The sequence below is a fragment of the Comamonas terrae genome (assembly GCF_001544075.1).
Taxonomy (GTDB): domain Bacteria; phylum Pseudomonadota; class Gammaproteobacteria; order Burkholderiales; family Burkholderiaceae_C; genus Comamonas; species Comamonas terrae.
This window is the reverse complement of sequence record NZ_BCNT01000004.1, coordinates 414,113-437,921: the sequence shown is the minus strand read 5'-3', so window position 1 is coordinate 437,921 and position 23,809 is coordinate 414,113. Positions and strand designations below refer to the sequence as shown.

At 67.7% G+C, this 23,809-nt stretch carries 24 protein-coding genes; 15 read left to right on the top strand and 9 right to left on the bottom strand.

All coding sequences use genetic code 11. The features are described from left to right. Positions 1–31: 31 nt before the first annotated feature. Positions 32–1,075, bottom strand: a complete 1,044-nt coding sequence (locus tag Cte04_RS08300; protein ID WP_066475265.1) for a rod shape-determining protein — start codon at positions 1,073–1,075, stop codon at positions 32–34. 212 nt (positions 1,076–1,287) lie between these two features. On the opposite strand from Cte04_RS08300, the gene gatC reads away from it, so the two are divergent. The 7 genes from gatC to sorB all read left to right on the top strand — a co-directional run bounded on the left by gatC (position 1,288) and on the right by sorB (position 8,322). Then, positions 1,288–1,587, top strand: coding sequence for an Asp-tRNA(Asn)/Glu-tRNA(Gln) amidotransferase subunit GatC (gatC, locus tag Cte04_RS08295; protein WP_066475263.1), 300 nt, complete (start codon positions 1,288–1,290; stop codon positions 1,585–1,587). Between the two features lie 22 nt (positions 1,588–1,609). After that, positions 1,610–3,100, top strand: coding sequence for an Asp-tRNA(Asn)/Glu-tRNA(Gln) amidotransferase subunit GatA (gene gatA, locus Cte04_RS08290; protein WP_066475261.1), 1,491 nt, complete (start codon positions 1,610–1,612; stop codon positions 3,098–3,100). Positions 3,101–3,127: 27 nt separating this feature from the next. Next, the gene (gene gatB / locus Cte04_RS08285; RefSeq protein ID WP_066475258.1) at positions 3,128–4,573 is read left to right on the top strand and encodes an Asp-tRNA(Asn)/Glu-tRNA(Gln) amidotransferase subunit GatB; all 1,446 of its coding nucleotides are present in this window, start codon (positions 3,128–3,130) and stop codon (positions 4,571–4,573) included. Between the two features lie 473 nt (positions 4,574–5,046). After that, positions 5,047–5,862, top strand: a complete 816-nt coding sequence (locus Cte04_RS08280; RefSeq protein ID WP_066475253.1) for an alpha/beta hydrolase — start codon at positions 5,047–5,049, stop codon at positions 5,860–5,862. A 115-nt stretch (positions 5,863–5,977) separates the two neighbouring features. Then, on the top strand, positions 5,978–6,541 hold the full coding sequence (locus Cte04_RS08275; protein ID WP_066475251.1) for a GNAT family N-acetyltransferase: 564 nt from the start codon (positions 5,978–5,980) through the stop codon (positions 6,539–6,541). Between the two features lie 186 nt (positions 6,542–6,727). Next, positions 6,728–7,978 carry a SorA family sulfite dehydrogenase catalytic subunit gene (gene sorA / locus Cte04_RS08270; protein WP_066475249.1) on the top strand — a complete coding sequence of 417 codons (1,251 nt, stop codon included), beginning with the start codon at positions 6,728–6,730 and terminating at the stop codon, positions 7,976–7,978. A gap of 11 nt (positions 7,979–7,989) precedes the next feature. Next, positions 7,990–8,322, top strand: a complete 333-nt coding sequence (sorB, locus tag Cte04_RS08265) for a SorB family sulfite dehydrogenase c-type cytochrome subunit (RefSeq protein WP_066475246.1) — start codon at positions 7,990–7,992, stop codon at positions 8,320–8,322. Between the two features lie 135 nt (positions 8,323–8,457). On the opposite strand, the gene Cte04_RS08260 is transcribed toward sorB, so the two are convergent. Genes Cte04_RS08260 through Cte04_RS08250 form a run of 3 tightly spaced genes read right to left on the bottom strand, consistent with a single transcriptional unit; the run spans position 8,458 to position 11,765 of the window. Continuing rightward, positions 8,458–8,886 carry an acyl-CoA thioesterase gene (locus tag Cte04_RS08260; protein WP_066475244.1) on the bottom strand — a complete coding sequence of 143 codons (429 nt, stop codon included), beginning with the start codon at positions 8,884–8,886 and terminating at the stop codon, positions 8,458–8,460. A gap of 60 nt (positions 8,887–8,946) precedes the next feature. Then, positions 8,947–9,765, bottom strand: a complete 819-nt coding sequence (locus tag Cte04_RS08255; RefSeq protein WP_066475243.1) for a hypothetical protein — start codon at positions 9,763–9,765, stop codon at positions 8,947–8,949. Further along, positions 9,762–11,765: an OPT family oligopeptide transporter gene (locus Cte04_RS08250; RefSeq protein ID WP_083526561.1), complete on the bottom strand. Its 2,004-nt coding sequence runs from the start codon at positions 11,763–11,765 to the stop codon at positions 9,762–9,764. The genes Cte04_RS08255 and Cte04_RS08250 overlap by 4 nt, the downstream gene beginning before the upstream one ends. Before the next feature lie 129 nt (positions 11,766–11,894). Between Cte04_RS08250 and Cte04_RS08245 the strand changes: the two genes are divergently transcribed. Further along, entirely contained in the window at positions 11,895–12,392 is a 498-nt protein-coding gene (locus Cte04_RS08245; protein ID WP_066475239.1) for a YcxB family protein, read from the top strand. A 99-nt stretch (positions 12,393–12,491) separates the two neighbouring features. On the opposite strand, the gene serA is transcribed toward Cte04_RS08245, so the two are convergent. Next, positions 12,492–13,721, bottom strand: coding sequence for a phosphoglycerate dehydrogenase (gene serA / locus Cte04_RS08240; RefSeq protein WP_066475237.1), 1,230 nt, complete (start codon positions 13,719–13,721; stop codon positions 12,492–12,494). A 317-nt stretch (positions 13,722–14,038) separates the two neighbouring features. Here serA and Cte04_RS08235 point away from each other — a divergent pair, with 317 nt between their 5' ends. After that, complete coding sequence (locus Cte04_RS08235) at positions 14,039–15,067, top strand: hypothetical protein (RefSeq protein ID WP_245633323.1); 1,029 nt, start codon at positions 14,039–14,041, stop codon at positions 15,065–15,067. 120 nt (positions 15,068–15,187) lie between these two features. Next, complete coding sequence (locus tag Cte04_RS08230; protein ID WP_066475232.1) at positions 15,188–15,757, top strand: nitroreductase family protein; 570 nt, start codon at positions 15,188–15,190, stop codon at positions 15,755–15,757. A gap of 47 nt (positions 15,758–15,804) precedes the next feature. On the opposite strand, the gene Cte04_RS08225 is transcribed toward Cte04_RS08230, so the two are convergent. Continuing rightward, entirely contained in the window at positions 15,805–17,556 is a 1,752-nt protein-coding gene (locus Cte04_RS08225) for a chloride channel protein (protein ID WP_066475231.1), read from the bottom strand. 35 nt (positions 17,557–17,591) lie between these two features. Between Cte04_RS08225 and Cte04_RS08220 the strand changes: the two genes are divergently transcribed. The 4 genes from Cte04_RS08220 (at position 17,592) to Cte04_RS08205 (ending at position 19,912) form a co-directional block, all read left to right on the top strand. Further along, positions 17,592–18,014, top strand: coding sequence for a MarR family winged helix-turn-helix transcriptional regulator (locus Cte04_RS08220; protein ID WP_066475228.1), 423 nt, complete (start codon positions 17,592–17,594; stop codon positions 18,012–18,014). Then, the gene (locus tag Cte04_RS08215; protein ID WP_245633322.1) at positions 18,011–19,129 is read left to right on the top strand and encodes an HPP family protein; all 1,119 of its coding nucleotides are present in this window, start codon (positions 18,011–18,013) and stop codon (positions 19,127–19,129) included. The genes Cte04_RS08220 and Cte04_RS08215 overlap by 4 nt, the downstream gene beginning before the upstream one ends. Before the next feature lie 135 nt (positions 19,130–19,264). After that, entirely contained in the window at positions 19,265–19,483 is a 219-nt protein-coding gene (locus Cte04_RS08210; protein WP_066475225.1) for a hypothetical protein, read from the top strand. A gap of 93 nt (positions 19,484–19,576) precedes the next feature. Next, positions 19,577–19,912, top strand: a complete 336-nt coding sequence (locus Cte04_RS08205) for a hypothetical protein (protein WP_066475223.1) — start codon at positions 19,577–19,579, stop codon at positions 19,910–19,912. Positions 19,913–19,954: 42 nt separating this feature from the next. On the opposite strand, the gene Cte04_RS08200 is transcribed toward Cte04_RS08205, so the two are convergent. Next, on the bottom strand, positions 19,955–20,623 hold the full coding sequence (locus Cte04_RS08200) for a hypothetical protein (RefSeq protein WP_066475214.1): 669 nt from the start codon (positions 20,621–20,623) through the stop codon (positions 19,955–19,957). Between the two features lie 63 nt (positions 20,624–20,686). Further along, positions 20,687–21,385 carry an orotate phosphoribosyltransferase gene (gene pyrE, locus Cte04_RS08195; RefSeq protein ID WP_066475426.1) on the bottom strand — a complete coding sequence of 233 codons (699 nt, stop codon included), beginning with the start codon at positions 21,383–21,385 and terminating at the stop codon, positions 20,687–20,689. Between the two features lie 10 nt (positions 21,386–21,395). On the opposite strand from pyrE, the gene Cte04_RS08190 reads away from it, so the two are divergent. Next, entirely contained in the window at positions 21,396–22,199 is an 804-nt protein-coding gene (locus tag Cte04_RS08190; protein WP_066475212.1) for an exodeoxyribonuclease III, read from the top strand. A 168-nt stretch (positions 22,200–22,367) separates the two neighbouring features. On the opposite strand, the gene pntB is transcribed toward Cte04_RS08190, so the two are convergent. Beyond that, a complete protein-coding gene (gene pntB, locus Cte04_RS08185) occupies positions 22,368–23,783 on the bottom strand; it encodes a Re/Si-specific NAD(P)(+) transhydrogenase subunit beta (RefSeq protein WP_066475210.1) in 1,416 nt (471 codons plus the stop codon). Positions 23,784–23,809 lie beyond the last annotated feature (26 nt).

Below are 23,809 nucleotides of genomic sequence, written 5' to 3'. Positions count from 1 at the left end.
TCCCGTAGTGTCGTGGCGTGCAGCTCAGCGATCAGTCGCTGGTGAAGATGCTGCCCTGGCGGTCCATGGTCTCCAGCGCCATGCCGCAGCCGCGCACCACGCAGGTCAGGGGCTCCTCGGCCACCAGCACGGGCAGGCCGGTTTCCTCGGCCAGCAGGCGGTCCAGGTCGCGCAGCAGCGCACCGCCGCCGGTCAGCATCATGCCGCGCTCGGCGATGTCGGCGCCCAGCTCGGGAGGCGTCTGCTCCAGCGCGTTCTTCACGGCCGAGACGATCTGGTTGAGCGGATCGGTCAGGGCTTCCAGCACTTCGTTGGACGAGATGGTGAAGCTGCGCGGCACGCCTTCGGAGAGGTTGCGGCCCTTGACTTCCATTTCCTTGACTTCGGAGCCCGGGAAGGCCGAGCCGATCTGCTTCTTGATGGCTTCGGCCGTAGGCTCGCCGATCAGCATGCCGTAGTTGCGACGGATGTAGCTGATGATGGCTTCGTCGAACTTGTCGCCGCCCACGCGCACCGAACCCTTGTAGACCATGCCGCCCAGCGAGATCACGCCCACTTCGGTCGTGCCGCCGCCGATGTCCACCACCATGGAGCCCGAAGCCTCGGACACGGGCAGGCCCGCGCCGATGCCGGCGGCCATGGGCTCCTCGATCAGGTAGACCGAGGTGGCGCCCGCGGCTTCGGCCGCATCCTTGATGGCGCGGCGCTCGACCTGGGTCGAGCCGCAGGGCACGCAGATGATGATGCGGGGGCTGGGCGTGAGCACCGAGCGCGGATGCACCATCTTGATGAACTGCTTGATCATCTGCTCGGTGATCACGAAGTCGGCGATCACGCCGTCCTTCATCGGGCGGATGGCCTCGATGTTGCCGGGCACCTTGCCCAGCATGGCCTTGGCTTCCCGGCCCACGGCCTGGATCACCTTCTTGCCGTGCGGGCCGCCTTCGTGGCGAATCGCGACGACCGAGGGCTCGTCGAGAACAATGCCCTTGTCTCGGGCGAAAATCAGGGTATTGGCTGTGCCAAGGTCGATGGCAAGGTCGGTGGAGAAATACCGACGGAAAGCTCCGAACATTACGAGAGTCCTCTCAGGCACGGCATGCTCGTCGGCCTGCCATCGCCGGGATGAAAGTTGGGGAGTCTGGGTGGGTTGGCTTTTCGCACAATGACCGGCTCAGTGAGGGTCTTGCGGCAAAGCCGAGATAATACCGTATCCCCTGTGAATAACTTCCACTACCAGGGTCAGAAACACTGCTTTACGTGCGGCTGCCCCGCTAAAAAATTTCTATGGCATTGAACGAACAGGACATTGCGCGCATCGCCAACTTGGCACGCCTCGAGCTGTCGCAAGGCGAAAGTGAGCGCATGCTGGCGCAACTAAACGACTTTTTCGGCATCGTCGAAAAAATGCAGGCTGTGGATACCTCGGGCGTCAGCCCGCTGTCACATCCCGTGGCGGCCATCCAGGACATCGCCTTGCGGCTGCGTGACGATGTGGTCAGCGAGCCCGACAACCGCGAAGCCAACATGCAAAACGCGCCGGCCGCCGAAAAGGGCTATTTCCTCGTGCCCAAGGTCATCGAATAAACGCGCCAAGCCACACCATCCCATGAGCAACACCGAACTGCATACCCTCGGCGTGGCCGAGCTGGCCGCACAGCTGCGCGCCAAGCAAGTCTCCGCCCTTGAGGCGGCCCAGCATTTCCTGGCCCGCGCCCGGCAGCATCAGAACCTGGGTGCTTTCGTCTCCATCAACGAAGAAGCCACGCTGGCCCAGGCCAGGGCGGCCGATGCCCTGATCGCCGAAGGCAGGGGCGGCAAGCTGGCCGGCGTGCCCATCGCGCACAAGGACATCTTCGTCACCAAGGACTTCCCCACCACCGCCGCCAGCAAGATGCTGGAGGGCTACAAGTCGCCTTTCGACGCCACCGTGGTGAAAAAGCTGGCCGATGCCGGCGTGGTCACCCTGGGCAAGCTCAACTGCGACGAATTCGCCATGGGCGGCGCCAACGAGAACTCGGCCGTCGCCCCCGTGGGCTTCGACAGCGCCCAGCCCGTGCGCAACCCCTGGAACACCGAACGCGTGCCCGGCGGCTCCTCGGGCGGCTCGGCCGCCGCCGTGGCCGCGCGCCTGGCTCCGGCCGTGACCGGTACCGATACCGGCGGCTCGATCCGCCAACCCGCGAGCTTCTGCGGCATCACCGGCATCAAGCCCACCTACGGCCGCGCCAGCCGCTACGGCATGATCGCGTTTGCCTCGTCGCTGGACCAGGCCGGCCCCATGGGCCGCTCGGCCGAAGATTGCGCCCTGCTGCTGTCCGAAATGTGCGGCCCCGACCTGGACCGCGACTCCACCAGCCTGGATGTGCCAGCCGAGGATTTCAGCAAGAATCTCAACGACTCCATTTCCGGCCTGCGCATCGGCATTCCCGCCGAATTCTTCGGCGAAGGTCTGGCGGCCGACGTGCGCGCCGCCGTGGACGCTGCGCTCAAGGAATACGAAAAGCTCGGCGCCAAGCTGGTGCCCATCAGCCTGCCGCGCACCGAGCTGTCCGTGCCCGTGTACTACATCCTGGCGCCGGCCGAGGCTTCGTCCAACCTGTCGCGCTTCGACGGCGTGAAGTTCGGCCACCGCGCCAAGAACTACACCGACCTGGTCGACATGTACAAGAAAACCCGCGCCGAAGGCTTTGGCGACGAGGTCAAGCGCCGCATCATGATCGGCGCCTATGTGCTGAGCGAAGGCTATTACGACGCCTACTACCTGCAGGCCCAGAAGATCCGCCGCATGATTGCCGACGATTTCCAGGCCGCGTTCAAGGAATGCGACGTCATCGCCGGCGCCGCGGCGCCCACCACGGCCTGGGCCATCGGCGGCAAGAGCGACCCGGTCTCCAACTACCTGGCCGACATCTTCACGCTGCCCGCATCGCTGGCCGGCCTGCCCGGCCTTTCCCTGCCTGCGGGCTTCGGCGAAGGCGGCATGCCCGTGGGCCTGCAGCTGATCGGCAACTACTTCGGCGAAAGCCGGCTGCTCAATGCCGCCCACCGCTTCCAGCAGGCCACCGACTTCCACCTGCGCACGCCCGCCGGTATCTAAGACAGACGCAGGAAGGACTCTCTGCAAATGACAGTGAAACTGATCAATGGCTACGAAGTCGTCATCGGCTTCGAGACCCACGCCCAGCTGGCCACGAACAGCAAGATCTTCAGCCGCGCCAGCACCGCCTTCGGCGCCGCGCCCAACACCCAGGCCTGCGCCGTGGACCTGGCCCTGCCCGGCACGCTGCCGGTCATGAACAGGAAGGCCGTGGAATGCGCGATCAAGCTCGGCCTGTCGCTCGGCTCCACGATTGCGCCGCGCTCCATCTTCGCGCGCAAGAACTACTTCTACCCCGACCTGCCCAAGGGCTACCAGATCTCCCAGTTCGAGATCCCCGTGGTGCAGGGCGGCGAAGTCAGCTTCTACGTGGGCGACCAGCTCAAGACCGTGCGCCTGGTGCGCGCCCACCTGGAAGAAGACGCCGGCAAATCCGTGCACGACGAGTTCCCGGCCGAATCCGGCATCGACCTGAACCGCGCCGGCACGCCGCTGCTGGAAATCGTGACCGAGCCCGACATCCGCTCTACCGAAGAAGCCGTGGCCTACGCCAAGGAACTGCACAAGATCGTCACCTGGATCGGCATCTGCGACGGCAACATGCAGGAAGGATCGTTCCGTTGCGACGCCAACGTCTCCGTGCGCAAGCCGGGCCAGCCGCTGGGCACGCGCCGCGAGATCAAGAACCTGAACTCGTTCAGGAACATGCAGATCGCCATCGACTACGAAATCCTCTGGCAGATCGAGCAGCTCGAGGACGGCCACAAGATCCAGCAGGCCACCGTGCTGTTCAACCCCGACACGGGCGAGACCCGCGCCATGCGCACCAAGGAAGACGCGGCCGACTACCGCTACTTCCCCGACCCCGACCTGCCGCCGCTGGTCGTGGCCCCCGAATGGGTGGAGCGCGTGAAGGCCGAAATGCCCGAGCTGCCCCGCGCCATGGCCGCGCGCTTCGTGCAGCAGTACGGCCTGCCCGAGTACGACGCCACCACGCTGACCCAGAGCCAAGCCATGGCCGCCTACTTCGAGGACGCCGCCAAGGCCTGCGGCGCGCCCAAGCTGGCCTCCAACTGGGTGATGGGCGAGATCTCGCGGCGCCTCAACAACGAGGAAATCGGCATGGACGCCGTCAAGGTCGGCAGCCAGCAGCTGGGCGCGCTGATCAGGCGCATCGGCGACGGCACCATCTCCAACAACGCCGCCAAGCAGGTGTTCGAGGCGCTGTGGTCCGGCGAAGGCTCCGACGTGGATGCCGTCATCGAAGCCAAGGGCCTCAAGCAGATGAACGACACCGGCGCGCTGGAAAAGATCATCGACGAGGTGATCGCCGCCAACCCCGCGAACGTGGAGCAGTACAAGGCCGGCAAGGACAAGGCATTCAACGCGCTGGTCGGCCAGGTGATGAAGGCCTCCAAGGGCAAGGCCAATCCCGGGCAGGTGAATGAGCTGTTGAAGGCGAAGCTGGCATAAGCTGCCGCCCGCATTTCGGTGCCTTGTTAAAAACCTCCTTCGGGAGGTTTTTTCCCATCCAGGCACGATGGAATGGAGCTGTAGCGCTGGAAGGTCCAACGCCGCCACCATCAAGCAGCGGCTGCCTTGTAGCCCAGCCGGCCGCGCCGGGTCGTGCTCCGGCAGGCGGCCTGCAAGAGCCATGGAAGAATTAGCCTCCGACGCTGATGCAGCAAGCGCCGGCAGCTATCAAAAATATAAAGAAGCCATCCTGCCCTCCATCGGCCTTGTGCTCCGCAGGTTGCCCGCAGCGCTGCAAAAGGGCTGCTTTCTTTCGGCCTGGGGCGGGCCGAGACCTGCCCCCGGCATGCAAGGCATGCGGCTCCCACAAGCGCCCCGGGCCGCCTTTACATAAAGCCCCGGTAAAGACTACACAGTCGTCACACAAAACTGCGCACAATCCGGCGCACTCCGCATCATTTCCTCATCCGTTCATGTTCTCCAAGCTGCTCAAGCCACTGCTGTGGCTGCTCGCCCTGTGCGTGGCAGTCTATGTCTGCATCTGCAGCTATATGTTCGCCCAGCAGCGCCAGATGATCTTTCCGGGCGAGAGCACGCGGGTGGCGGCGGAGACCACCAATTTCGCGCTGCAACGCGCCGATGTGCTGCTGCGCGGCTGGCAGTGGCATCCCGAGGATGGCAAGGCCGGCAGCGCGGTGATCTACTTCGGCGGCAATGCCGAGAACATCGAGCGCCGCCTGCCGCAGCTGGCCCGCGCGCTGCCCCACAGCGACATCTACATGCTGGCCTACCGCGGCTACGGCGCCAGCGAGGGCGAGCCTTCGCAGGAGATGATGGAGCTGGACGCCGTGGCCCTGTTCGACGAGGTCCGGCGGCTGCACCCACAGGAGCCCATCACGGTCATGGGGCGCAGCCTGGGCACGGGCGTGGCCGCGGCCGTGGCCGATGCGCGCCGGCCCGACGGGCTGGTGCTGGTCACGCCGTTCGACAGCATTCTGAACACCGTGCGCGGCATGTATGCCTGGCTGCCGGTGGAGCTGCTGCTGCGCGATCCTTTCGACTCCGCCGCGCACCTGAAGCATTACCAGGGCCCCATCCTGGTGCTGCGCGCCAGCCACGACAAGGTGGTGGGTGCGGCGCGCACCGATGCCTTGCTGCAAAGCCTCCAGGGCAAGGCCGTGGAAGTGCTGGCCCTGCCGCACACCGGACACTCCAGCATTCTGCGGGCCCCGGCGCTGTGGGATGCCGTGGCGCGGTTCGTGGCCCCACCCGCTAGACCCATGCGCTGACGAAGAGGCCCGCCGGGCTTTCCTCCGGCAAAAACATCCTCATTCCCTTATCCATCAAGCGCAGGCAGCTATCGATTCAAGACCGCCTGCACGCCCACGGCTAATATCCGGGCCTATGGACCTTGCCCTCCTTCCGCCCCGAACCCTGCACACGGCCCGCCTGCAACTGCGCCAGTGGCGCGCGCAGGATCTGCCGGCGTTTGCCGCGCTCAACGCCGACCCCGAGGTCATGCGCCACTTTCCCGCCGTGCTGTCGCGCGCCGAGAGCGATGCCATCGCGCTGCGCTGCCAGGCGCTGATTGCCGAGCGCGGCTGGGGCGGCTTCTGGGCCGTGGAGGAGCGCCGCAGCGGCGCCTTCGTCGGCATGATCGGCCTGCATGCGCCCGCCCACCTGCCCTTTTCGCCCTGCGTGGAAGTGGGCTGGCGGCTGGCCCGCGCGCACTGGGGCAAGGGCTACGCCACCGAGGGCGCTGCCGCCGCGCTGCGGTTTGCATTCGAGGTGCTGGGGCTGGAGGAAGTGGTGTCCTTCACCTCCGTCCACAACACACGCTCCGAGGCCGTGATGCAGCGGCTGGGCATGCGCCGGGACGCCACCACTTTTCTTCACCCCGCGCTGCCCGCCGGCCACCGGCTGGCCGAGCACTGCCTCTACCGCATCCAGGCGCCGGCCGTGGCCTGAGGCCGAACCACAGGGCCGCACTCACCGGATTGCCGGCCATGGCCCTGGCTCCATCGAATGTTGCCGGCTGGCTCCATGGCCGGGCTTCCGGGCCGGGCCCAAGCTGCTTACCATGGGCAGGCGCAGCCATGCCGCCTGCGGACCGCTGCGCTATCGGCTCACAACAACATTCCCCGGAGACCACCGATGAAGCATCCCGCCCATCCACCCCAGCCCTTGCAGGGCAGCCGCCGCCACTGGCTGCAGGCCGCCGGCGCGGGCGCCGCGCTGCTGAGCCCCGCCGTGCGCGCGCTGGCCGCCAATGCGGCGCCCACGCAGGTCACGCTGCCGTTCGCCAACGGCGTGCGCGAGCTGGCGGCCTTTCCCCAGAAGCGCCCGTTGATCCTGCAGACCAGCCGCCCGCCCCAGCTGGAGACGCCGTTCGAGGTGTTCAACGAAGGCCTGATCACGCCCAACGACGCCTTCTTCGTGCGCTACCACTGGAGCGGCATCCCCACCGACATCAAGGCCGAGGAGTTCCGCGTCAGCATCGGCGGACTGGTGGAGAGGCCGCTCACGCTGTCGCTGGCCGAGCTCAAGGCCCTGGGCGAGCCGGTGAGCCTCGTGGCCGTGCACCAGTGCTCGGGCAACAGCCGGGGCTTCTTCACTCCGCGCGTCAACGGCGGGCAGCTGGGCAACGGCGCCATGGGCAATGCCAAGTGGACCGGCGTGCCGCTCAGGCGCGTGCTGGAGAAGGCCGGCCTCAAGCCCGGCGCGGTGCAGGTCAGCTTCAACGGCATGGACAAGCCGCCCATCGACGGCGGCCCGGACTTCGTGAAGGCGCTGGACATCGACCATGCCATGGACGGCGAGGTCATGCTGGCCTGGGCCATGAACGACCAGGACCTGCCCATGCTCAACGGCTACCCGCTGCGCCTGGTCGTGCCCGGCTACTACGGCACCTACTGGATCAAGCATGTGAACGAGATCCAGGTGCTGGACAAGGTGTTCGACGGCTTCTGGATGGCCTCGGCCTACCGCATCCCCGCCAACGCCTGCGCCTGCACGCCGGCGGGCAAGGGCCCGGCCAAGACCGCGCCCATCGGCCGCTTCAACACCCGCTCCTTCATCACCAGCCACCAGGACGGCGCACGCCTCCAGGCCGGCAAGGAAGTGGTGCTGCGCGGCATCGCCTTCGACGGCGGCCAGGGCATTGCCGAGGTCAGCATCTCCAGCGACGGCGGCAGGACCTGGCAGGCCGCCACGCTCGGCGAGGAGCTCAGCCGCTATTCGTTCCGCGAGTGGAAGGCCAGCTTCAAGCCGCCGAGGAAGGGCGAGTACGAGCTCAAGGTGCGCGCCGTCAACCGCGCGGGCCAGGGCCAGCCGATGGAGGCGCTGTGGAACCCCGCGGGCTATATGCGCAATGTGGTGGAAACCGTCCGCATCAACGCGGTCTGAGGAGAAGCGCCATGAAAACCACCATCCTGAAGAGCGCCCTGCTGCTGGCCGCCGGCCTGGCCCTGGGCCCGGCCCAGGCGCTGGAGATCACGCTGCCGGCCGAGACCGCCGTCTACCAGGAAAGCAGCCTGCCCGGCTACCAGCTGGCCATGGCCCACTGCCTGATGTGCCACTCGGCCCAGTACGTGCAGACCCAGCCACACACCTCGCCGCGCAGCTACTGGGAGGCCACGGTCAAGAAGATGAAAAAGCCGTTCGGCGCGCCCTTCCCCGAGGCCGACATCGAGCCCATCGTGGACTACCTGAGCAAGACCTACGGCGCGGAAGGCACCGCAGGCAAATAAGTCAGCCTCCGCGACAACAAACGCCCCACGCACGCCCACGTAGTGCGGCTGCGCCCCCCGAGAGGGCACTTTATTGCCTTGGGACGGCCCGGCGGCGATAGAAAAACCGCAGCGGCTCGCGCCCTGCGGTTTTTTTCATGCGCCAAAAAGCGCCAGCCGCAACGGTTCGGGAATCGGCGCCACCTTGCGTTCGCCCCGGGCCACAAAGACCACGCCGACCTTGCCGCGCGCCACTTCGCGGGCGCTGGCCGTCTCGGTCATGCGAAAGACCAGGTCGAAGCCGTATTTGTTGGGATCGGCCGGCGTCATCTCCACGCGCATGGTCTCGCCGTGAAAGCCCTCGGACTTGTACTGGGCCACGATGTCGCCCACCACCACGCCGTGGCCCTGCACATCCGACTCGCGGTAGCCCAGGTGCTTGAAGAAGCGCACGCGCGCCTCGGACACCAGGGTCAGCAGCTGGGCATTGTCCAGATGGCCGCCCTGGTTGACGTGGCTGATGTAGATCTGCATCTCGGTGGAGAACAGGAACTGCGCGGGAAGCTCGAATTGGACGCGGGCCATGGGAAAGGATGCAGATGCAGAGCGTGGAGGCGGCCACTATAAGACAGGCCGTGCGCTCGGCTAGTCGCCTTCGCCCAGGTCCAGGGTCTCGGCAAAGCTTTCCGTATAGCCCAGCAACAGTGTGCGGCGCTGCGCCAGCAGTGCAGCCAGCTGCGCCCAGCCCCCATGTTCCAGCACCTCCTCGCGGCCTTTGCCGTAGAGCTGGCGCAGTTCGGCCGCCAGTTGCCGCGCCATGGCGGCATCGAGGGGTTGCGCGCGCGCAAAGCCCAGCCAGCTCGCCCCCATGCCGAAGAAGGCATAGCCATGGGCCTGGCCCAGGTGGCGGATGACGGCATGGTTCTGGAACATGTCCCAGTCGGCGCTGAAGTAGCCATTGGGCAGGCCGGCAATCGCCAGGTCCTGGGCAGCCACCGGCACGCGCTGCAGGTACAGCACGTCATCCAGCAATTGCTCGGGCGCGCGGTTCGCGGCCAGCAGCGCATCCACATCCGGGCCGATGGTGCACAGCGTGCCGCAGACCTGCTCCCAGCTTTGCATCAGCTCGGGATTGCGCAGCTGGCCCGCACGGTGCCGCAGGCTGTCGCATTCCCAGGCCGCCAGCTGCACCGGGTCTTCCCAGTCGAAGCCTTCGGGCACCTCCAGGTACAGGCGCTCGTCCTGGCTCGCGTGGCCACAGGTATAGCTGCACTGGTCGAGGTCGTCCAGCGTGCTCAGATAGCAGTGCGCGGGGTCCGCGGCGCGCAGCACGTCAAGCCGGGCCAGCACTTCGTCCAGGCTTGCGACATCCTCCAGCCATTCATGGCTGCAGGCCAGGTTGCCCTTGCGAAACGGCTGCTCCTGCGTCGCCTGCCCGTCGGGCGCGAAAGTCCCCGTCCTCATTTGCCCAGCACCCGGCGGTAGAAGAAGGCGCACAGGGCCGCGAAGCACAGCAGGCCCAGCCACATGGCGGGCGCAAAGCCCTCGCCCACGATGGCCAGCGGCGCATCCTTGCCGCTGAAGCCGATCAGCGCGGCAATGACCAGGCCCATCAGGCTCTCGCCGACGATCAGGCCCGAGGCCAGCAGCAGGCCGCGCTCCTCGGCCGCGGCCGCCCAGGGCTGGCCGGCGCGCTGGCCGCGGGCCCGGATGGCGCGCTGCAGGAAAAAGCCCAGCACCGCGCCGATGGTCAGCGTCAGGCCGATGGTGGGCGGCAGGTAGATGCCCAGGCCCACGGCCAGCGGCGGCAGCGCGCCGCGACCAGCCTTGCGCAGCATCACGTCCAGCACGATGACGACCACGCCGACCGCCACGCCCAGGCCCAGCATGGTCCAGTCCAGCGAGCCGCTGAAGATGCCGGTGGCGATCTGCTTCATCAGCGTGGCCTGGGGTGCGGCCAGCGCCTGGCCGGGGTCCATGCCTTCGCGCGGCAGCGAGCCGGCAAAGCCGTAGGCGTTGTACAGCAGGTCCAGCACGGGCGGAATCACGGCCGCGCCGACCAGGCAGCCGATGATGAGCACCACCTGCTGGCGCCAGGGCGTGGCACCGACCAGGTAGCCAGTCTTCAGGTCCTGCAGGTTGTCGTTGGAAATCGAGGCCATGGCCAGGATGACCGACACCATGAACAGCACCAGCGCCACGCCGAGCTGGCCCGAGACGCTGTCCGCGAACGCGGGCACCGCGGCATGCAGTGCCAGCAGTGACAGGGCCATCAAAATGGTCGCGATGATGCCTATGCCCGAGATGGGGCTGGCCGACGAGCCCACGAGGCCGGCCATGTAGCCGCAGGCCGCGGCGACCAGAAAGCCGAACACGGCGGCGAACAGCACGCACAGTGCCGTCAGCCCGTAGCGCGCGGCGTCGGCCAGCTCGGGCATGTGCTCGTGCACAAAGCCGTTGACGACCAGGAACAGCACGGCCAGCGCGGCCAGGCCGATGAGCAGCATCCAGCTGCGCGGCATGTCCTTGTCGGTTTCGTCGCCGGCCATTGCGGCACTGCCCGAGGCGCGCGCGGGCTGGCTGCGGATGGCCTGGAGGATGGGGCGGGCAAGCGTGCCCACGGTCCACAGCGCCGAGATGCCGATCACCCCTGCGCCCAGGAAGCGCGCCTTGCCGCTCCACAGCTGGGTGGCCAGGTCGCTGACGGCCTGGCCTGCCGCCGGCGTGGCATGGGCCGTGAGCCAGGGAACGACCACGCCCCAGCACAGCACCAGGCCGGCCAGCACCGCAATGCCCGCGGCCGCGCCCATGAGGTAGCCGGCGGCCAGCAGCGCCGGCGAGAAGCCCGCGGCCACGCGCAGGGCCACGCCGCCCACGGGAATCCAGAGGTTGATGGCGTCGCCGAGCACGCGCAGGCCGCCGCTCAGAAAACCGAACAGCGCAGCCAGGCCCGCACCCCAACCCAGGTCGCGCAGGCCCGAACGCGGCGAGCCGGCGCCGGAGGCGTCGCTGCGGTGGCGCTGCTCCTCGCCCACGCGCAGCACCTCGGCCGCGGCCACGCCTTCGGGATAGGGCAGGTCGGACTGCACCACCATCACGCGGCGCAGCGGCACGGTGTAGAGCACGCCCAGCGTGCCGCCGGCCGCGCAGATCAGCGCCGTCTGCCAGAACGGAAAGCCCGACCACAGGCCCAGCATCAGCAGGGCCGGCAGCACGAAGATCACCGATGACAGCGTGCCCGCGGCCGAGGCCTGGGTCTGCACCAGGTTGTTCTCCAGGATGCTGGAATCCTTGAAGCGGTACAGCAGCGCCATGGAGATCACGGCCGCCGGAATGGCCGAGGCGAAGGTCAGCCCGACCTTCAGGCCCAGGTAGACGTTGGCCGCCGTGAAGGCCAGAGTGATGAGCGCGCCCAGAAGAACGCCGCGCACCGTGAATTCACGCGATAAAGAGTTTTTTTCCATAACTGCAATCATTGATGCGAGCCGATGCGCTCCCTGCGTCTGCTGCCGCGCACCCGGCCCCGGTTTTCCCGCCTGCGCCATCATCCACGGGGACCGCGCCGTGCTGCTGCCGGCCCGTATCACCCCCGCATGGCCGAACCGGCCTACACGATCTCCGAAAACCCATATGTCGGCGCCCAGCGGCTGCATGCGCGCTTCAAGCCCTGCTATCTGCGGCTCTTTCTGTGGGCGGCATCCCTGGCCGGCGTGCTGATGCCGGGCCCGGGACTTTACTACCGCCATTATTGGCTGGCTCCGGCGGGCCTCGCTTACGCGATGCTGCCGTGGGCCACCTTCCGCTGCATCACGCAGCCCATGGCTCGGCGCGCCTATCGCCGCTACCCGGCCATGCAGCAACCCCAGACGGTGGCCGTGCAGGAGGACATGCTGCGCATCCAATCGAGCGTTGGCGAAACCAGGCTGCCCTGGAACCTCATCATCCAGTGGGCCGAGGATGCCGAATTCCTCCTCATCTACCTGCAACCGCGCCTGTTCCTCGCCATTGCGCGCCAGGCGGGCGCCGAAGCCACGGTGCTGGCGCCTCTGCGCGAGCAGCTGCTGCGCCATGTGGGCCCGGCCCGGCGTTGATCTCAAGCTTTTTCACCGCCAAACCCTTTCCCGCCAAGCGCCTGCAGCTATCAAAAAGGGAGCCTGGGCTCCCTTTGCCGCGCTGCCGAGGCGCGCAGTCTAGAACAACACGCGGCAGCGGATGGTGCCCGGGATCTGCGAGAGCTTTTCCACGGCCAGGGCCGAGGATTCCACGTCCAGGTCGATCACCACGTAGCCCACCTTTTCATCGGTGCGCAGGTACTGGCCCGCGATGTTGATGCCGTTTTCGGCGAACACCAGATTGATGGCCGACAGCACGCCGGGTACGTTGTGGTGCACGTGCAGAATGCGGTTCTTGCCCGGATGGGCGGGCAGCGCCACCTCGGGGAAGTTCACGGCCGAGGTCGTGGTGCCGTTGTCGCTGTACTTGACCAGCTTTTCCGCCACCTCCAGGCCGATGTTGGCCTGGGCCTCCATGGTGGAGCCGCCGATGTGGGGCGTGAGGATGGCATTGTCCAGGCCGCGCAGCGGCGAGCTGAACTCGTCCTTGTTGCTCTTGGGCTCGACCGGGAACACGTCGATGGCCGCGCCCAGCAGCTTGCCCTCCCGCAGGGCCGAGGCCAGTGCGTCGATGTCGACCACGGTGCCGCGCGAGGCGTTGATCAGAATGCTGCCCGGCTTCATGGCCGCGATTTCGCGGGCGCCCATCATGCCGTGGGTGGACGGCAGCTCGGGCACGTGCAGGGTCACGATGTCGGCCTGGGCCAGCAGGTCGTCGAGCGAGGCCGCCTGGCGCGCATTGCCCAGCGGCAGCTTGGTCGCCACGTCATGGAACACCACCTGCATGCCCAGGGATTCGGCCAGCACCGACAGCTGGGTGCCGATGGAGCCGTAGCCCACGATGCCCAGCGTCTTGCCGCGGATCTCGTAGGCGTTCTCGGCGCTCTTGAGCCAGCCGCCACGGTGCGCGGCCGCGTTCTTGGCCGGCACGCCGCGCAGCAGCAGGATGGCCTCGGCCAGCACCAGCTCGGCCACCGAGCGGGTATTGGAATACGGGGCGTTGAACACCACCACGCCACGCTCGCGCGCGGCATTCAGATTCACCTGGTTGGTGCCTATGCAGAAGCACCCCACGGCCACCAGCTTCTGGGCCGCGGCAAAGACTTCCTCGGTCAGCTGCGTGCGCGAGCGGATGCCGACAAAGTGCACATCGGCGATCTTGCGCTTGAGCTCCTCGCCCTCCAGCGCGCCGGACAGCGCCTCCACGTTGGTGTAGCCCGCATCGTGCAACACCTTGAGCGCGGAGGGATGGATGCCTTCCAGCAGCAGAAACTTGATCTTCGATTTGTCCAGCGACGTCTTGGTCATAAGCAGGCCCTGCGATCCGTGAAAACCCCATTTGAACGGATCGCCTAATCTGCCACGGCGCGTAGGCTCTCCGCCTTACAAATGTTGCATTTGTGCAGCGCAGCGGACCAGCTCCTGGCTTGCGGCCTGCATGCAGGATGACAGGCGCAGCGGGCTGAACATCGAGAGCAAGCACTCTCTTTTGCACTTGCAGGACATGTAAAAGAATACGACGGACGCCTTGCCTCCCTAGAATTCGCGCATCGCTTGGGTGCTTTCAATTCGATAGCTAGAGCACCTTTACCTGTAAGCTTCAAGACAAGGATTTGCTGTAAATGATGAACCTGTTACGTCGCATCGAGGATGTGCTCGTGCAGATTGTGCGAGTGGTGCTGCTGGCGTTTTCCGTATTCGTGCTGACAGGCATGGCGTTCTGGCTCTGGAGCCATTACAAACCCAAGCAGAGCGATGCCGCGCCGGCTGCCGCGCAGGTGGCCCTGGACTGGAACAGCGCCAAGCCCGACCTGAAGTATGTGGTGGACGAGACCGCCCGCGACCTCAGCGGCATGACCGACCAGACCCCCATGGAAAAGCGCCTGGCCGACCCCGCGCTGCGCCCCAGCTTCCAGAAGGCCGACGGCCTGCTGCGCGGCTTCATCTACAGCGACCCGGCGGCCCGCAAGCGCGTGGAGAAGGACAACAACAGCCAGGGCCTGGCGCCGGTCCATCCGCTGCTCAAGGGCGACGCCGTGCCCTCGGACGCCGAGGTGCAGCGCCAGATCAAGCTGCGCGAACAGCGCGAGAACGCCTGCTGCGGCGATGCCGCTCAGGATGCCTCGGCGGCGGCCCTCGATGCAACGGCCGATGCCGCCGTGCACCGCGTGCGCGGCGAGCGCGAGGCCTCGCGCGCCGCAGTGGCGGCGGCTGCATCCTCCACCGAGGAGGAGCCCGAAGGCGACGACTGGCTCAGCGAGCCCGTGGACCTGGCCGCCCAGATCCACGAGCGCGCCCAGATGGCCGAAACCGAGCACGGTGCCGGCGCCTATGCGGCCTTTGTCCAGGGCCTGCCGGCCGCGCTGGAGCAGGTGCTGGCCAACGACAGCCTGACGGCCAAGCTGCGCGGGCAGTCGGCCCAGCAGATCACCAGCATGCTGCTGCTCAACTACACGCTGTCGTTCGACCGCCTGGCCCAGCGCCTCAAGGGCGAGGATTCCGACAACGACAAATGGGAGTTCTCCAGCATGGAAACCGCCTTCGGCACCATGCTCATCAGTTGCCTGGTGATGGTCGTCATGGTGCTGGTGCTGATCCGCATGGAGCGCCATATGCGCCTGATGAGCCAACGCTCCTGCGAGCAAAAGTCCTGAAACCCCTGCGCCCCGGGCCAATGCCCGGGCTTGCGCTATTGTTTCGGGTTTCATTCGAGGCCCGGCTCCCGTCCGGCATCCGCCGGCGGCGGCCGGGCCTCGCTGTTTCCGGACCCATCCATGCACAACACCCGCAGCACCACCACGCCCATCCACTCGCAGTTCCTGGAGCGCATGTCTCCGCGCGCCTTCGTGCCCGAGGCGCTGACCACGGCCCAGATCGAGCAGCTGGCCGATGCCGCCCGCTGGGCGCCGTCCGCCAGCAACAAGCAGCCCTGGCACTTTGCCTACGCGCTGCGCGGCGATGCCAACTGGGACGCCTTCTCGGCCATCCCGAACGAAGCCAACCGCCGCTGGTGCCTGAACGCCGGCGCGCTGATCGTGCTGGTGTCGGACAGGCAGGCCTCGCCCGGCAAGCACAGCTTCGATGCCGGCTGCGCCTGGGGCTACCTGGCCCTGCAGGCCCATGACATGGGCCTGGCCACGCATGCCATGGGCGGCTTTTCGGCCGACGAGGCGCGCGCCGTGCTGCGGCTGCCCGAACACCTGGTGCCCGAAGTGGTGATCGCCGTGGGCCGCCGCGGCGATGCCAGCACCCTGCCCGACGACCTGCGCGAGCGCGAGACGGCCTCACCGCGCAAGCCGCTGGCCGAAGTGCTCAGCGCCGGCGCCCTCCAGTCCAGGGTTTGAGAAAAAGGGCTTTCGCCCTTGCACGGCAAGCGCCTTTCGCTCCTGCATCAGGAGCGATTCCAGCCCCTCACACGCTCGCGCACCGCTTCCTCTTCGTGCACCGCCTGGGCCACCTTCACCAGGTCGCTGCGGCTGACAATGCCCACCAGGCGCCGCGTCTGCGCATCCGCCACCACGGGCAGGCGCTCCAGGCCCCAGGACGCCATCTGCTGCGACAGCGCGCGGCAGGTCTGGTGCGGCAGCGCAAACTGCACGGCGCTGCCGCGCAGCAGATCGCCGGCCGTGCGCGTGTCGCCGCCCATGTCATTCAGCCGGTCGCGGTCCAGCATGCCCAGGCACACGCCAGCCGCATCGACCACCGCAAAGGCGCGGTGCCGCTGTGCGGGGCCGAACCATTCGTGCACCACGCGCGCCAGCGGCGCATCGGCCGCAATGGTCTGCACATGGCGTGTCATCACGGCCTCGACGGGCGTGCGCTCCAGCGGATCGACGCCGTACTCTCGGTACACATGGCGGCCGCGGCGCGACAGGCGCTCGGTCATGATGGAGCGGTCCATCAGCAGCACCGTGACCCCGTGCGACACCGCGCAGGCCAGCAGCAGCGGCAGCAGCGCATCGCCGTCGCCTGTGAGGCCGAAGGCGAACACCGCGGCCGTCAGCGGCGCGCCCAGCACCCCAGCCAGCACCGCCGCCATGCACACCAGCGGCCACAGCCCGGGCGAGCCGCCGGGCAGCCAGGGCGCCAGCACCGTGCCCAGGCCCGCGCCCATCATCAGCACCGGCGCGAGCACGCCGCCCGAGGTGCCCGACCCCAGCGCCAGCACCCACATCACGGCCTTGGCCGCCAGCAGCGCCAGCGCCGCGCCGACCAGCAGGTTGCCGTGGAGCAGGTCGCCGATCACGTCGTAGCCCACGCCCAGCGCGCGCGGCTGCAGCCAGCCGCCGATGCCGATAGCCACGGCGCCCAGCGCGGGCCACCACATCCAGTGCACGGGCAGGCGGTGGAAACCGTCTTCGACCGCATACAGCGCGCGCGACAGGCCCGCCGCGAGCAGCGCCGCCAGCAGTCCGGCCACCACGCAGGAGCCCAAAGCGGCGAGGCCCGCGGGCGCGGTATTCAGCGGGAACAGGCGGCCCGCTTCGAGCACCAGCGGGCGCAAGAAACCCGCCGTGGCGCAGGCCAGCGCCACCGGCAGCAGGCTGCGCGGGCGCAGCTCGAACAGAAGCAGTTCCACCGCCAGCAGCACGGCGGCCACGGGCGTGCCGAACACGGCCGTCATGCCCGCCGTGGCGCCACAGACCAGCAGCGTCTTGCGCTCCGCCGCCGACAGGTGCAGCCACTGAGCGAGCAGCGAGCCTATGGCCCCGCCCGTCATGATGATCGGCCCCTCGGCGCCGAACGGGCCGCCCGAGCCGATGACAATGCCCGACGACAGGGGCTTGAGCACCGCCACCTTGGGCGACATCAGGCTCTTGCCGAACAGGATGGCCTCGATGGCCTCCGGAATGCCGTGGCCGCGGATCTTGTCCGAGCCGAAGCGTGCCATCAGACCCACGATCAGTGCGCCCACCACGGGCACCAGGATCACCGCCAGGCCCAGCTGGTGGTCGGCGGGCGAGGTGGGCGCGACGGACAGCGTCTGGAAGAAGAACAGATTGGTGAAGAAGCGGATCAGGGTGAGCAGCAGCCAGGCCGCACCCACGCCCAGCGCGCCGATGGGAATGGCCAGCAGCGCCAGCAGGGCGAGGCGGGAATCGGCCGCATAGTCGCGCGCGGCAGGTGAAGCGGGGAAGGTCATGCCCGAATTACATCATAATGTGATGTTTTTTCACCATGGCACAAGCACCCACCAAAGCCGACCTCGAGGCCTTATCCGAATTCCGTTACCAGCTGCGCCGCTTTCTGCGTTTCAGCGAAGAGGCCGCCCAGGCCGAAGGCCTGACACCCCAGCAATACCAGCTGCTGCTGCACGTCAAGGGCTACCCCGGGCGCGACTGGGCCACGGTGGGCGAGCTGGCCGAGCGCCTGCAGGTGCAGCCGCACGGCGCCCTGACCCTGGTGGCGCGCTGCGAGGCCCTGGGGCTGGTGCGCCGCGAAAGCGGCACGGCCGACCGGCGCCAGGTGCTGGTGCATCTGAGCGCCGAGGGCGAGGCGCGGCTGCTGCGGCTGGCAGCGCTGCACCGGCGCGAGCTACGCTCGCTCAAGGAGGTGTTCCAGGTCGCCCATATCTCCGCATTCACCGAACAATGGCAATGAGCATCCCCCATCACCTGAAGGCCCTCTGGCTGGCTTTGCGGCCGGCGCGCATGCGCGTCAACGGGCGCGAGCGGCTGCGCGCCTCGCTGGGCGGGGCCCTGGGCATCGCGCTGACGGCGCTCGTGTGCCGGGCCCTTGCGCAGGACAACGGCCTGTCGGCCTGGCTGATCGCGCCCATGGGCGCCTCGGCGGTGCTGATCTTTGCCCTGCCGGCCAGCCCGCTGGCGCAGCCCTGGTCCGTGGTCGGCAGCCACTGCGTGGCGGCGCTGGTGGGCGTGGCCTGCGCGGCCTGGATTCCCGACACCGCCTGGGCAGGCGCGGCGGCCGTGGGCCTGGCGATTGCCGCCATGTTCGCGCTGCGCTGCCTGCACCCGCCGGGCGGCGCCACGGCGCTGTTCGCCGTGCTCAGCCATGCCGTGGAGCCGCGATTCGTGCTGTTTCCCGTGCTGGCGAACGCCGTGCTGATGGCGCTGGCCGGCATGGCCTACAACCGCCTCACGGGGCGACGCTACCCCCACACGCAGCAGGCGGCGCCGCCGCGGTCCTCGCACTTCACCGCGGCGGACTTCGACGTCGCGCTGGCCCACTACAACCAGGTGCTGGACGTGCCGCGCGACGACCTGGAAGCCCTGCTGCAGGCGGCCGAACTCGCCGCCTGGCAGCGCCAATGGGGCGAGCTGCGCTGCGAGGATGCCATGTCGGCGGACCCGGTGACGGCGCGCACCGACACCTCCCTGGCCGACGCCTGGGCCACCATGCGCGAGCGCCGCATCAAGGCACTGCCCGTGGTGGATGCCGCGCAGCGCGTGGTGGGCATCGTGACGCGCGCCGACTTCATGCGCCATGCGGAGCCGGACGCCCAGCCGCTGGGCCTGGGCAGGCGCCTGCGCACCCTGCTGACGGGGGGCGCCGGCCAGCCCCGGCAGATCGGCCAGATCATGACGCGCGAGGTCCGCACCGCGCGTGCCAGCCAGCGCGTGGCCGAGCTGGTGCCGCTGTTCAGCGAGGACGGCCACCACCATATTCCCATCGTGCGGGACAACGGGCAGCTGGTGGGCATACTCACCCAGTCCGACCTGGTGCGCGTGCTCTACCAGACCGCCCAGCCACAGTAGGCCACACTGCGGCAGCGCAGCCCTGCGTGGCGGCTGCGCTGCCGAAACGGCCATCCAGCATTGCACTCTTGCCCTGCACAAGCCACGGACTACACTTGGCTGCAAGCCCTGCCCGGTTTCCAGAAAGGAGTTGCCATGAACGTCCAGACCCCTCCCAACCTCGACAAGCTGCGCAACATCGTGCAAAGGTTCGGCGCCACGTCGTTCACCACCGCACAGGTGGCCAGCGAATACGACGACAGTCCCGCCAGCAGCGAAACCGCCAGGCAGTTCGACGAACTGCTGGCCCGCCATGCCACGGTGCTGGGCATACAGCCCGTGCCCGGCGAGCATTCGGTCTGGCAACTGGCATGAGCCCGCGCCCGACTGTTCTTCATATCCCCAGACGCCCGCTCCGGCGGGCGTTTTTCGTTCCGCCCTGCCACCTGCCGCTACAGTAGCGCGGTCATGAATACGATTCCTCTTGCCTGGTGGCTGCCGCTGTCCCTGGGCGCCTGCGTGCTGCTGGTCGCTGCGGCGGGAGCCTGGCTGTGGCGCCAGGCCCTGCGGGCCGACACCGATGCCCGGGCCGCGCGCCGCATGGCGCTGCTGGCCAGCCTGGGGCTGCTGCTGTGGCTGGCCTACGGGCTTGCCAAGGGCTACGGCCCGCTGTGGCGCGGCGATGCGTTCGTGCACATGGCGCAGGCACCGGCCTTCGTGCAGCTGCCGCTGCTCATCGGCGGGATAGCCTGGATGGCGGCGCTGCTGGTCGGGCGCGTGCTGCGCCTGCGCAACCCGACGTAGCCCCTGCCGCCTATTGGCCTATTTGCCTATGGGCCTATTTGCCTATTCGCGCGCGGTGACGGCGGCGGCACCCGCTTCGCCGGCCCACAGCCGGCGCAGCTCGGCCAGCTGCGCATCGAAGCGCTGGTTGATGCGCTGCCTTTCCTGCGCCTGGTGCTGCAGGAAGCGCCGCTGCTCCTGCTGGGAGTCCGTGTTCTCCTGCAACTGGCGGCGCAGGCCGGGCGGCGCCTTGCGCGGGTCGTTCTGGTAGAACTCCAGCTCGGTGTCGAGCTTCTTCTGCCGCGCGCCCAGCTCCTGCAGGCGCTGCTGGGCCACGGCCATCACGCTGTCCACCTGCGCCAGCGCCTCGGCGCGCGCCGCATCGTGGGCGGCCGGTTCGGGGTAGCGCAGCAGCAGGGCCTTGTCGCGCGCACGCTCCTCGCGCAGCCGCTGCTGCTCGGCCAGCTGCTGACGGCGCCGGGCATCCATCTCGGCGCGTTCGTTCTCGGTCAGCGTGGGGCCCACTCGGCGCAGCTCGACGCCCGTGGTGCCCAGCACGCGCTGGTCGCGGTCCACGCAGTCGGCAATCGGGCGGTCGGCCGTGAGGCGCCGGCCCTTGGCGTCCGTGCAGGCGTAGATGCCGGTGGCGGGGGCAGGCTGGGCCAGCGCGGCGCCGGCCCAGAGTCCTCCCAGAACACATACAAAGATGGCTGCCTGCAGCGCCTGCTTCATGAGTGACTTGCTCCCTTGGGGCCTGTGCAGTCCTCCGGTTCCGATCTGCACAGGCGGTTTTGCCTATTTGTCTTGCACACCATAGCGCTGGCGGTAGGCCAGCACGCGTTCGTGATGGCCGCGGCCGGCGTCGCCGCCCTGCGCCTGCAGGTACAGCAGCAAGTCCGCCAGCTTGGCGATGGTGCAGACCTGCATGCCCAGCTGGTTGCGCACGTATTGCACGGCGCTGTGGGGTACGTCCTGGCCGTTTTCGGTGGCCATTTCCTGGCGGTCCAGCGCAATCGCCACGGCATGCGGCGTGGCGCCCGCGGCCTGGATGATGGCGATGGATTCGCGCGCGGCCGTGCCGGCCGACATCACGTCGTCGACGATGAGCACACGGCCGGCCAGCGGCGCGCCCACCAGGGTGCCGCCTTCGCCGTGGTCCTTGGCTTCCTTGCGGTTGTAGGCAAACGGCACGTTCTTGCCCTGGCGCGCCAGCTCCACGGCCACCGTGGCCGCCAGCGGGATGCCCTTGTAGGCGGGGCCGAAAACCATGTCGAACTCGATGCCGCTGGCCAGAATGGCTTTTGCATAGAATTCAGCCAGCCGCGCCATCTTGGCGCCGTCGTCGAACAGGCCGGCATTGAAGAAATACGGGCTCATGCGCCCGGCCTTGGTCTTGAATTCGCCAAAGCGCAGCACGCCTGCGTCGACGGCAAACTGCACAAATTCCTGCGCCAGACGGCCCATGCCGTCTGCCGGTTTCTCACTCACCACCATGGATTCATCCTTGTTCAAATTAACCAGCCTCAACCTCAACGGCATCCGCTCCGCCACGACCAAGGGCGTGGAGGCCTGGATCGCGGCGACTGCGCCAGATTGTATTTGCGTACAGGAAATCAAGGCCCAGGCGCCCGACATGGCCGGGCGCTTCGAGGTGTTGGCGGGCATGAAGGGCTATTTCCATTTCGCCGAGAAAAAGGGCTACTCGGGCGTGGGCGTGTATGCGCGCCACGAGCCCAGCGACGTGGTGATCGGCTTCGGCTCCCACGAGTTCGATGCCGAGGGCCGCTATGTGGAGACGCGCTTCGACACGCCCGCGCGCAAGCTGTCCATCATCAGCGCCTACTTCCCCAGCGGCAGCTCGGGCGAGATGCGCCAGGAGGCCAAGTTCCGCTTCCTCGCCGAGATGCATGCCCACCTCATGAAGATGAAGGGCGAGCGCGAGTTCATCCTCTGCGGCGACATCAACATCGCCCACCAGAACATCGACCTCAAGAACTGGCGCGGCAACCAGAAGAACAGCGGCTTCACGCCCGAGGAGCGCGCCTGGATGACGAAGCTGCTGCACAAGACCGAGCCCACAGGCGGCATCGTGGACGTCTACCGGCTGCTGCAGCCCGAGACCACCGATGCCTGCTACACGTGGTGGAGCAACCGCGGCCAGGCCTATGCGAACAACGTGGGCTGGCGCCTGGACTACCACCTGGCCACGCCGGCCACGGCCGCGCTGGCGCGCACCGAGTCCATCTACAAGGGCGAGAAGTTCTCGGACCACGCCCCCATCACCATCGGCTACGAGATGCGCCTGTAGCCTGCTGCACTATTGAAAAAGAAGCTGTCAGCGCCAGCCACCATTCGTCTTCAGATGCTTATGCATCAGGATTACTTGAACAGCAAGCGCTGACAGCTCCTTAATGGCGAGCAGAATAAAAAAGCCTGCGGCGTGCGCCGCAGGCTTTTTGGCTTCATGCGCCGGTGCTCAGCTCCTGAGCGCCGCCAGCACCTCGTCCAGCATCTTCTTGGCATCCCCGAACAGCATGCGGTTGTTGTCCTTGTAGAACAGCGGGTTGTCCACGCCCGCGTAGCCCGCGGCCATGGAGCGCTTCATCACGATGGAGTGCTTGGCCTTCCACACCTCGAGCACCGGCATGCCGGCGATCGGGCTGTCCGGGTCTTCCAGCGCGCTGGGGTTCACGATGTCGTTGGCGCCGATCACCATGGCCACGTCCGCATCCGGGAAGTCCTCGTTGATCTCGTCCATCTCCATCACGATGTCGTAGGGCACCTTGGCCTCGGCCAGCAGCACGTTCATGTGGCCCGGCATGCGGCCGGCCACCGGGTGGATGGCAAAGCGCACCTCCACGCCCTTCTCGCGCAGCGCCTTGGTGATCTCGTACACCGTGTGCTGGGCCTGGGCCACGGCCATGCCGTAGCCGGGCACGATGATCACGCTCTTGGCCTCGCGCAGCATCTCGGCGGTCTCGGCCGCGCTGACCGGCACGGCCTCGCCCTGGGGTTCGGCGGCGGCACCGCCACCGGCCGCCTTCTTGGGCGCGCCCGAGCCGAAGCCGCCGGCGATCACGCTGATGAAGTTGCGGTTCATCGCCTGGCACATGATGTACGACAGGATCGCACCCGACGAGCCCACCAGCGCGCCGGTGACGATCAGCAGGTCGTTGTTCAGCATGAAGCCGGTGGCCGCGGCCGCCCAGCCCGAGTAGCTGTTGAGCATGGACACCACCACCGGCATGTCGGCGCCGCCGATGGCCATCACCATGTGCACGCCGAACAGCAGCGCGATCGCCGTCATCACGACCAGCGCCGTCATGCCGGCGCCGGCTTCATGCGCGCCGAGGAACTGCTTGCCGAACCAGATCACCACCAGCAGGGCCACCAGGTTGAGCCAGTGGCGCGCGGGCAGCAGCAGCGGCTTGCCGCCGATGCGGCCGTTGAGCTTGCCGAAGGCGATCAGCGAGCCGCTGAAGGTGACCGCACCGATCAGGATGCCGACGTAGATCTCCACCTCGTGGATGGCCTTCTCGGCGCCCGTGAACTGCACGGAGGTGTCGACATAACTGGCAAAGCCCACCAAGCAGGCCGCCAGGCCCACCAGGCTGTGCATGAGCGCGACCAGCTCGGGCATCTGCGTCATCTTGACTATTCTTGCCGCATACAGGCCGATGCCGCCGCCGATGACCAGAGCGATCACGATCCAGGCGATGCCCGAGGGGCTGACGCGCGGGCCGAACACGGTGGCCAGCACGGCCAGCGCCATGCCGATCATGCCGAACACGTTGCCGCGGCGCGAGGTTTCGGGATTGGACAGGCCACCCAGGCTGAGGATGAACAGGATGGCCGCGCCCAGGTAGGCGACGGTAGCGAGACTTTGGGACATGTTCGTCTTCCTTCTTTGTTGTTGTC

What these genes read in the sequence shown, in the direction of transcription:
- Cte04_RS08300 (WP_066475265.1), bottom strand. Translation starts at nt 1,075, where the DNA reads ATGTTCGGAGCTTTCCGTCGGTATTTCTCCACCGACCTTGCCATCGAC.
- gatC (WP_066475263.1), top strand. Translation starts at nt 1,288, where the DNA reads ATGGCATTGAACGAACAGGACATTGCGCGCATCGCCAACTTGGCACGC.
- gatA (WP_066475261.1), top strand. Translation starts at nt 1,610, where the DNA reads ATGAGCAACACCGAACTGCATACCCTCGGCGTGGCCGAGCTGGCCGCA.
- gatB (WP_066475258.1), top strand. Translation starts at nt 3,128, where the DNA reads ATGACAGTGAAACTGATCAATGGCTACGAAGTCGTCATCGGCTTCGAG.
- Cte04_RS08280 (WP_066475253.1), top strand. Translation starts at nt 5,047, where the DNA reads ATGTTCTCCAAGCTGCTCAAGCCACTGCTGTGGCTGCTCGCCCTGTGC.
- Cte04_RS08275 (WP_066475251.1), top strand. Translation starts at nt 5,978, where the DNA reads ATGGACCTTGCCCTCCTTCCGCCCCGAACCCTGCACACGGCCCGCCTG.
- sorA (WP_066475249.1), top strand. Translation starts at nt 6,728, where the DNA reads ATGAAGCATCCCGCCCATCCACCCCAGCCCTTGCAGGGCAGCCGCCGC.
- sorB (WP_066475246.1), top strand. Translation starts at nt 7,990, where the DNA reads ATGAAAACCACCATCCTGAAGAGCGCCCTGCTGCTGGCCGCCGGCCTG.
- Cte04_RS08260 (WP_066475244.1), bottom strand. Translation starts at nt 8,886, where the DNA reads ATGGCCCGCGTCCAATTCGAGCTTCCCGCGCAGTTCCTGTTCTCCACC.
- Cte04_RS08255 (WP_066475243.1), bottom strand. Translation starts at nt 9,765, where the DNA reads ATGAGGACGGGGACTTTCGCGCCCGACGGGCAGGCGACGCAGGAGCAG.
- Cte04_RS08250 (WP_083526561.1), bottom strand. Translation starts at nt 11,765, where the DNA reads ATGGAAAAAAACTCTTTATCGCGTGAATTCACGGTGCGCGGCGTTCTT.
- Cte04_RS08245 (WP_066475239.1), top strand. Translation starts at nt 11,895, where the DNA reads ATGGCCGAACCGGCCTACACGATCTCCGAAAACCCATATGTCGGCGCC.
- serA (WP_066475237.1), bottom strand. Translation starts at nt 13,721, where the DNA reads ATGACCAAGACGTCGCTGGACAAATCGAAGATCAAGTTTCTGCTGCTG.
- Cte04_RS08235 (WP_245633323.1), top strand. Translation starts at nt 14,039, where the DNA reads ATGAACCTGTTACGTCGCATCGAGGATGTGCTCGTGCAGATTGTGCGA.
- Cte04_RS08230 (WP_066475232.1), top strand. Translation starts at nt 15,188, where the DNA reads ATGCACAACACCCGCAGCACCACCACGCCCATCCACTCGCAGTTCCTG.
- Cte04_RS08225 (WP_066475231.1), bottom strand. Translation starts at nt 17,556, where the DNA reads ATGACCTTCCCCGCTTCACCTGCCGCGCGCGACTATGCGGCCGATTCC.
- Cte04_RS08220 (WP_066475228.1), top strand. Translation starts at nt 17,592, where the DNA reads ATGGCACAAGCACCCACCAAAGCCGACCTCGAGGCCTTATCCGAATTC.
- Cte04_RS08215 (WP_245633322.1), top strand. Translation starts at nt 18,011, where the DNA reads ATGAGCATCCCCCATCACCTGAAGGCCCTCTGGCTGGCTTTGCGGCCG.
- Cte04_RS08210 (WP_066475225.1), top strand. Translation starts at nt 19,265, where the DNA reads ATGAACGTCCAGACCCCTCCCAACCTCGACAAGCTGCGCAACATCGTG.
- Cte04_RS08205 (WP_066475223.1), top strand. Translation starts at nt 19,577, where the DNA reads ATGAATACGATTCCTCTTGCCTGGTGGCTGCCGCTGTCCCTGGGCGCC.
- Cte04_RS08200 (WP_066475214.1), bottom strand. Translation starts at nt 20,623, where the DNA reads ATGAAGCAGGCGCTGCAGGCAGCCATCTTTGTATGTGTTCTGGGAGGA.
- pyrE (WP_066475426.1), bottom strand. Translation starts at nt 21,385, where the DNA reads ATGGTGGTGAGTGAGAAACCGGCAGACGGCATGGGCCGTCTGGCGCAG.
- pntB (WP_066475210.1), bottom strand. Translation starts at nt 23,783, where the DNA reads ATGTCCCAAAGTCTCGCTACCGTCGCCTACCTGGGCGCGGCCATCCTG.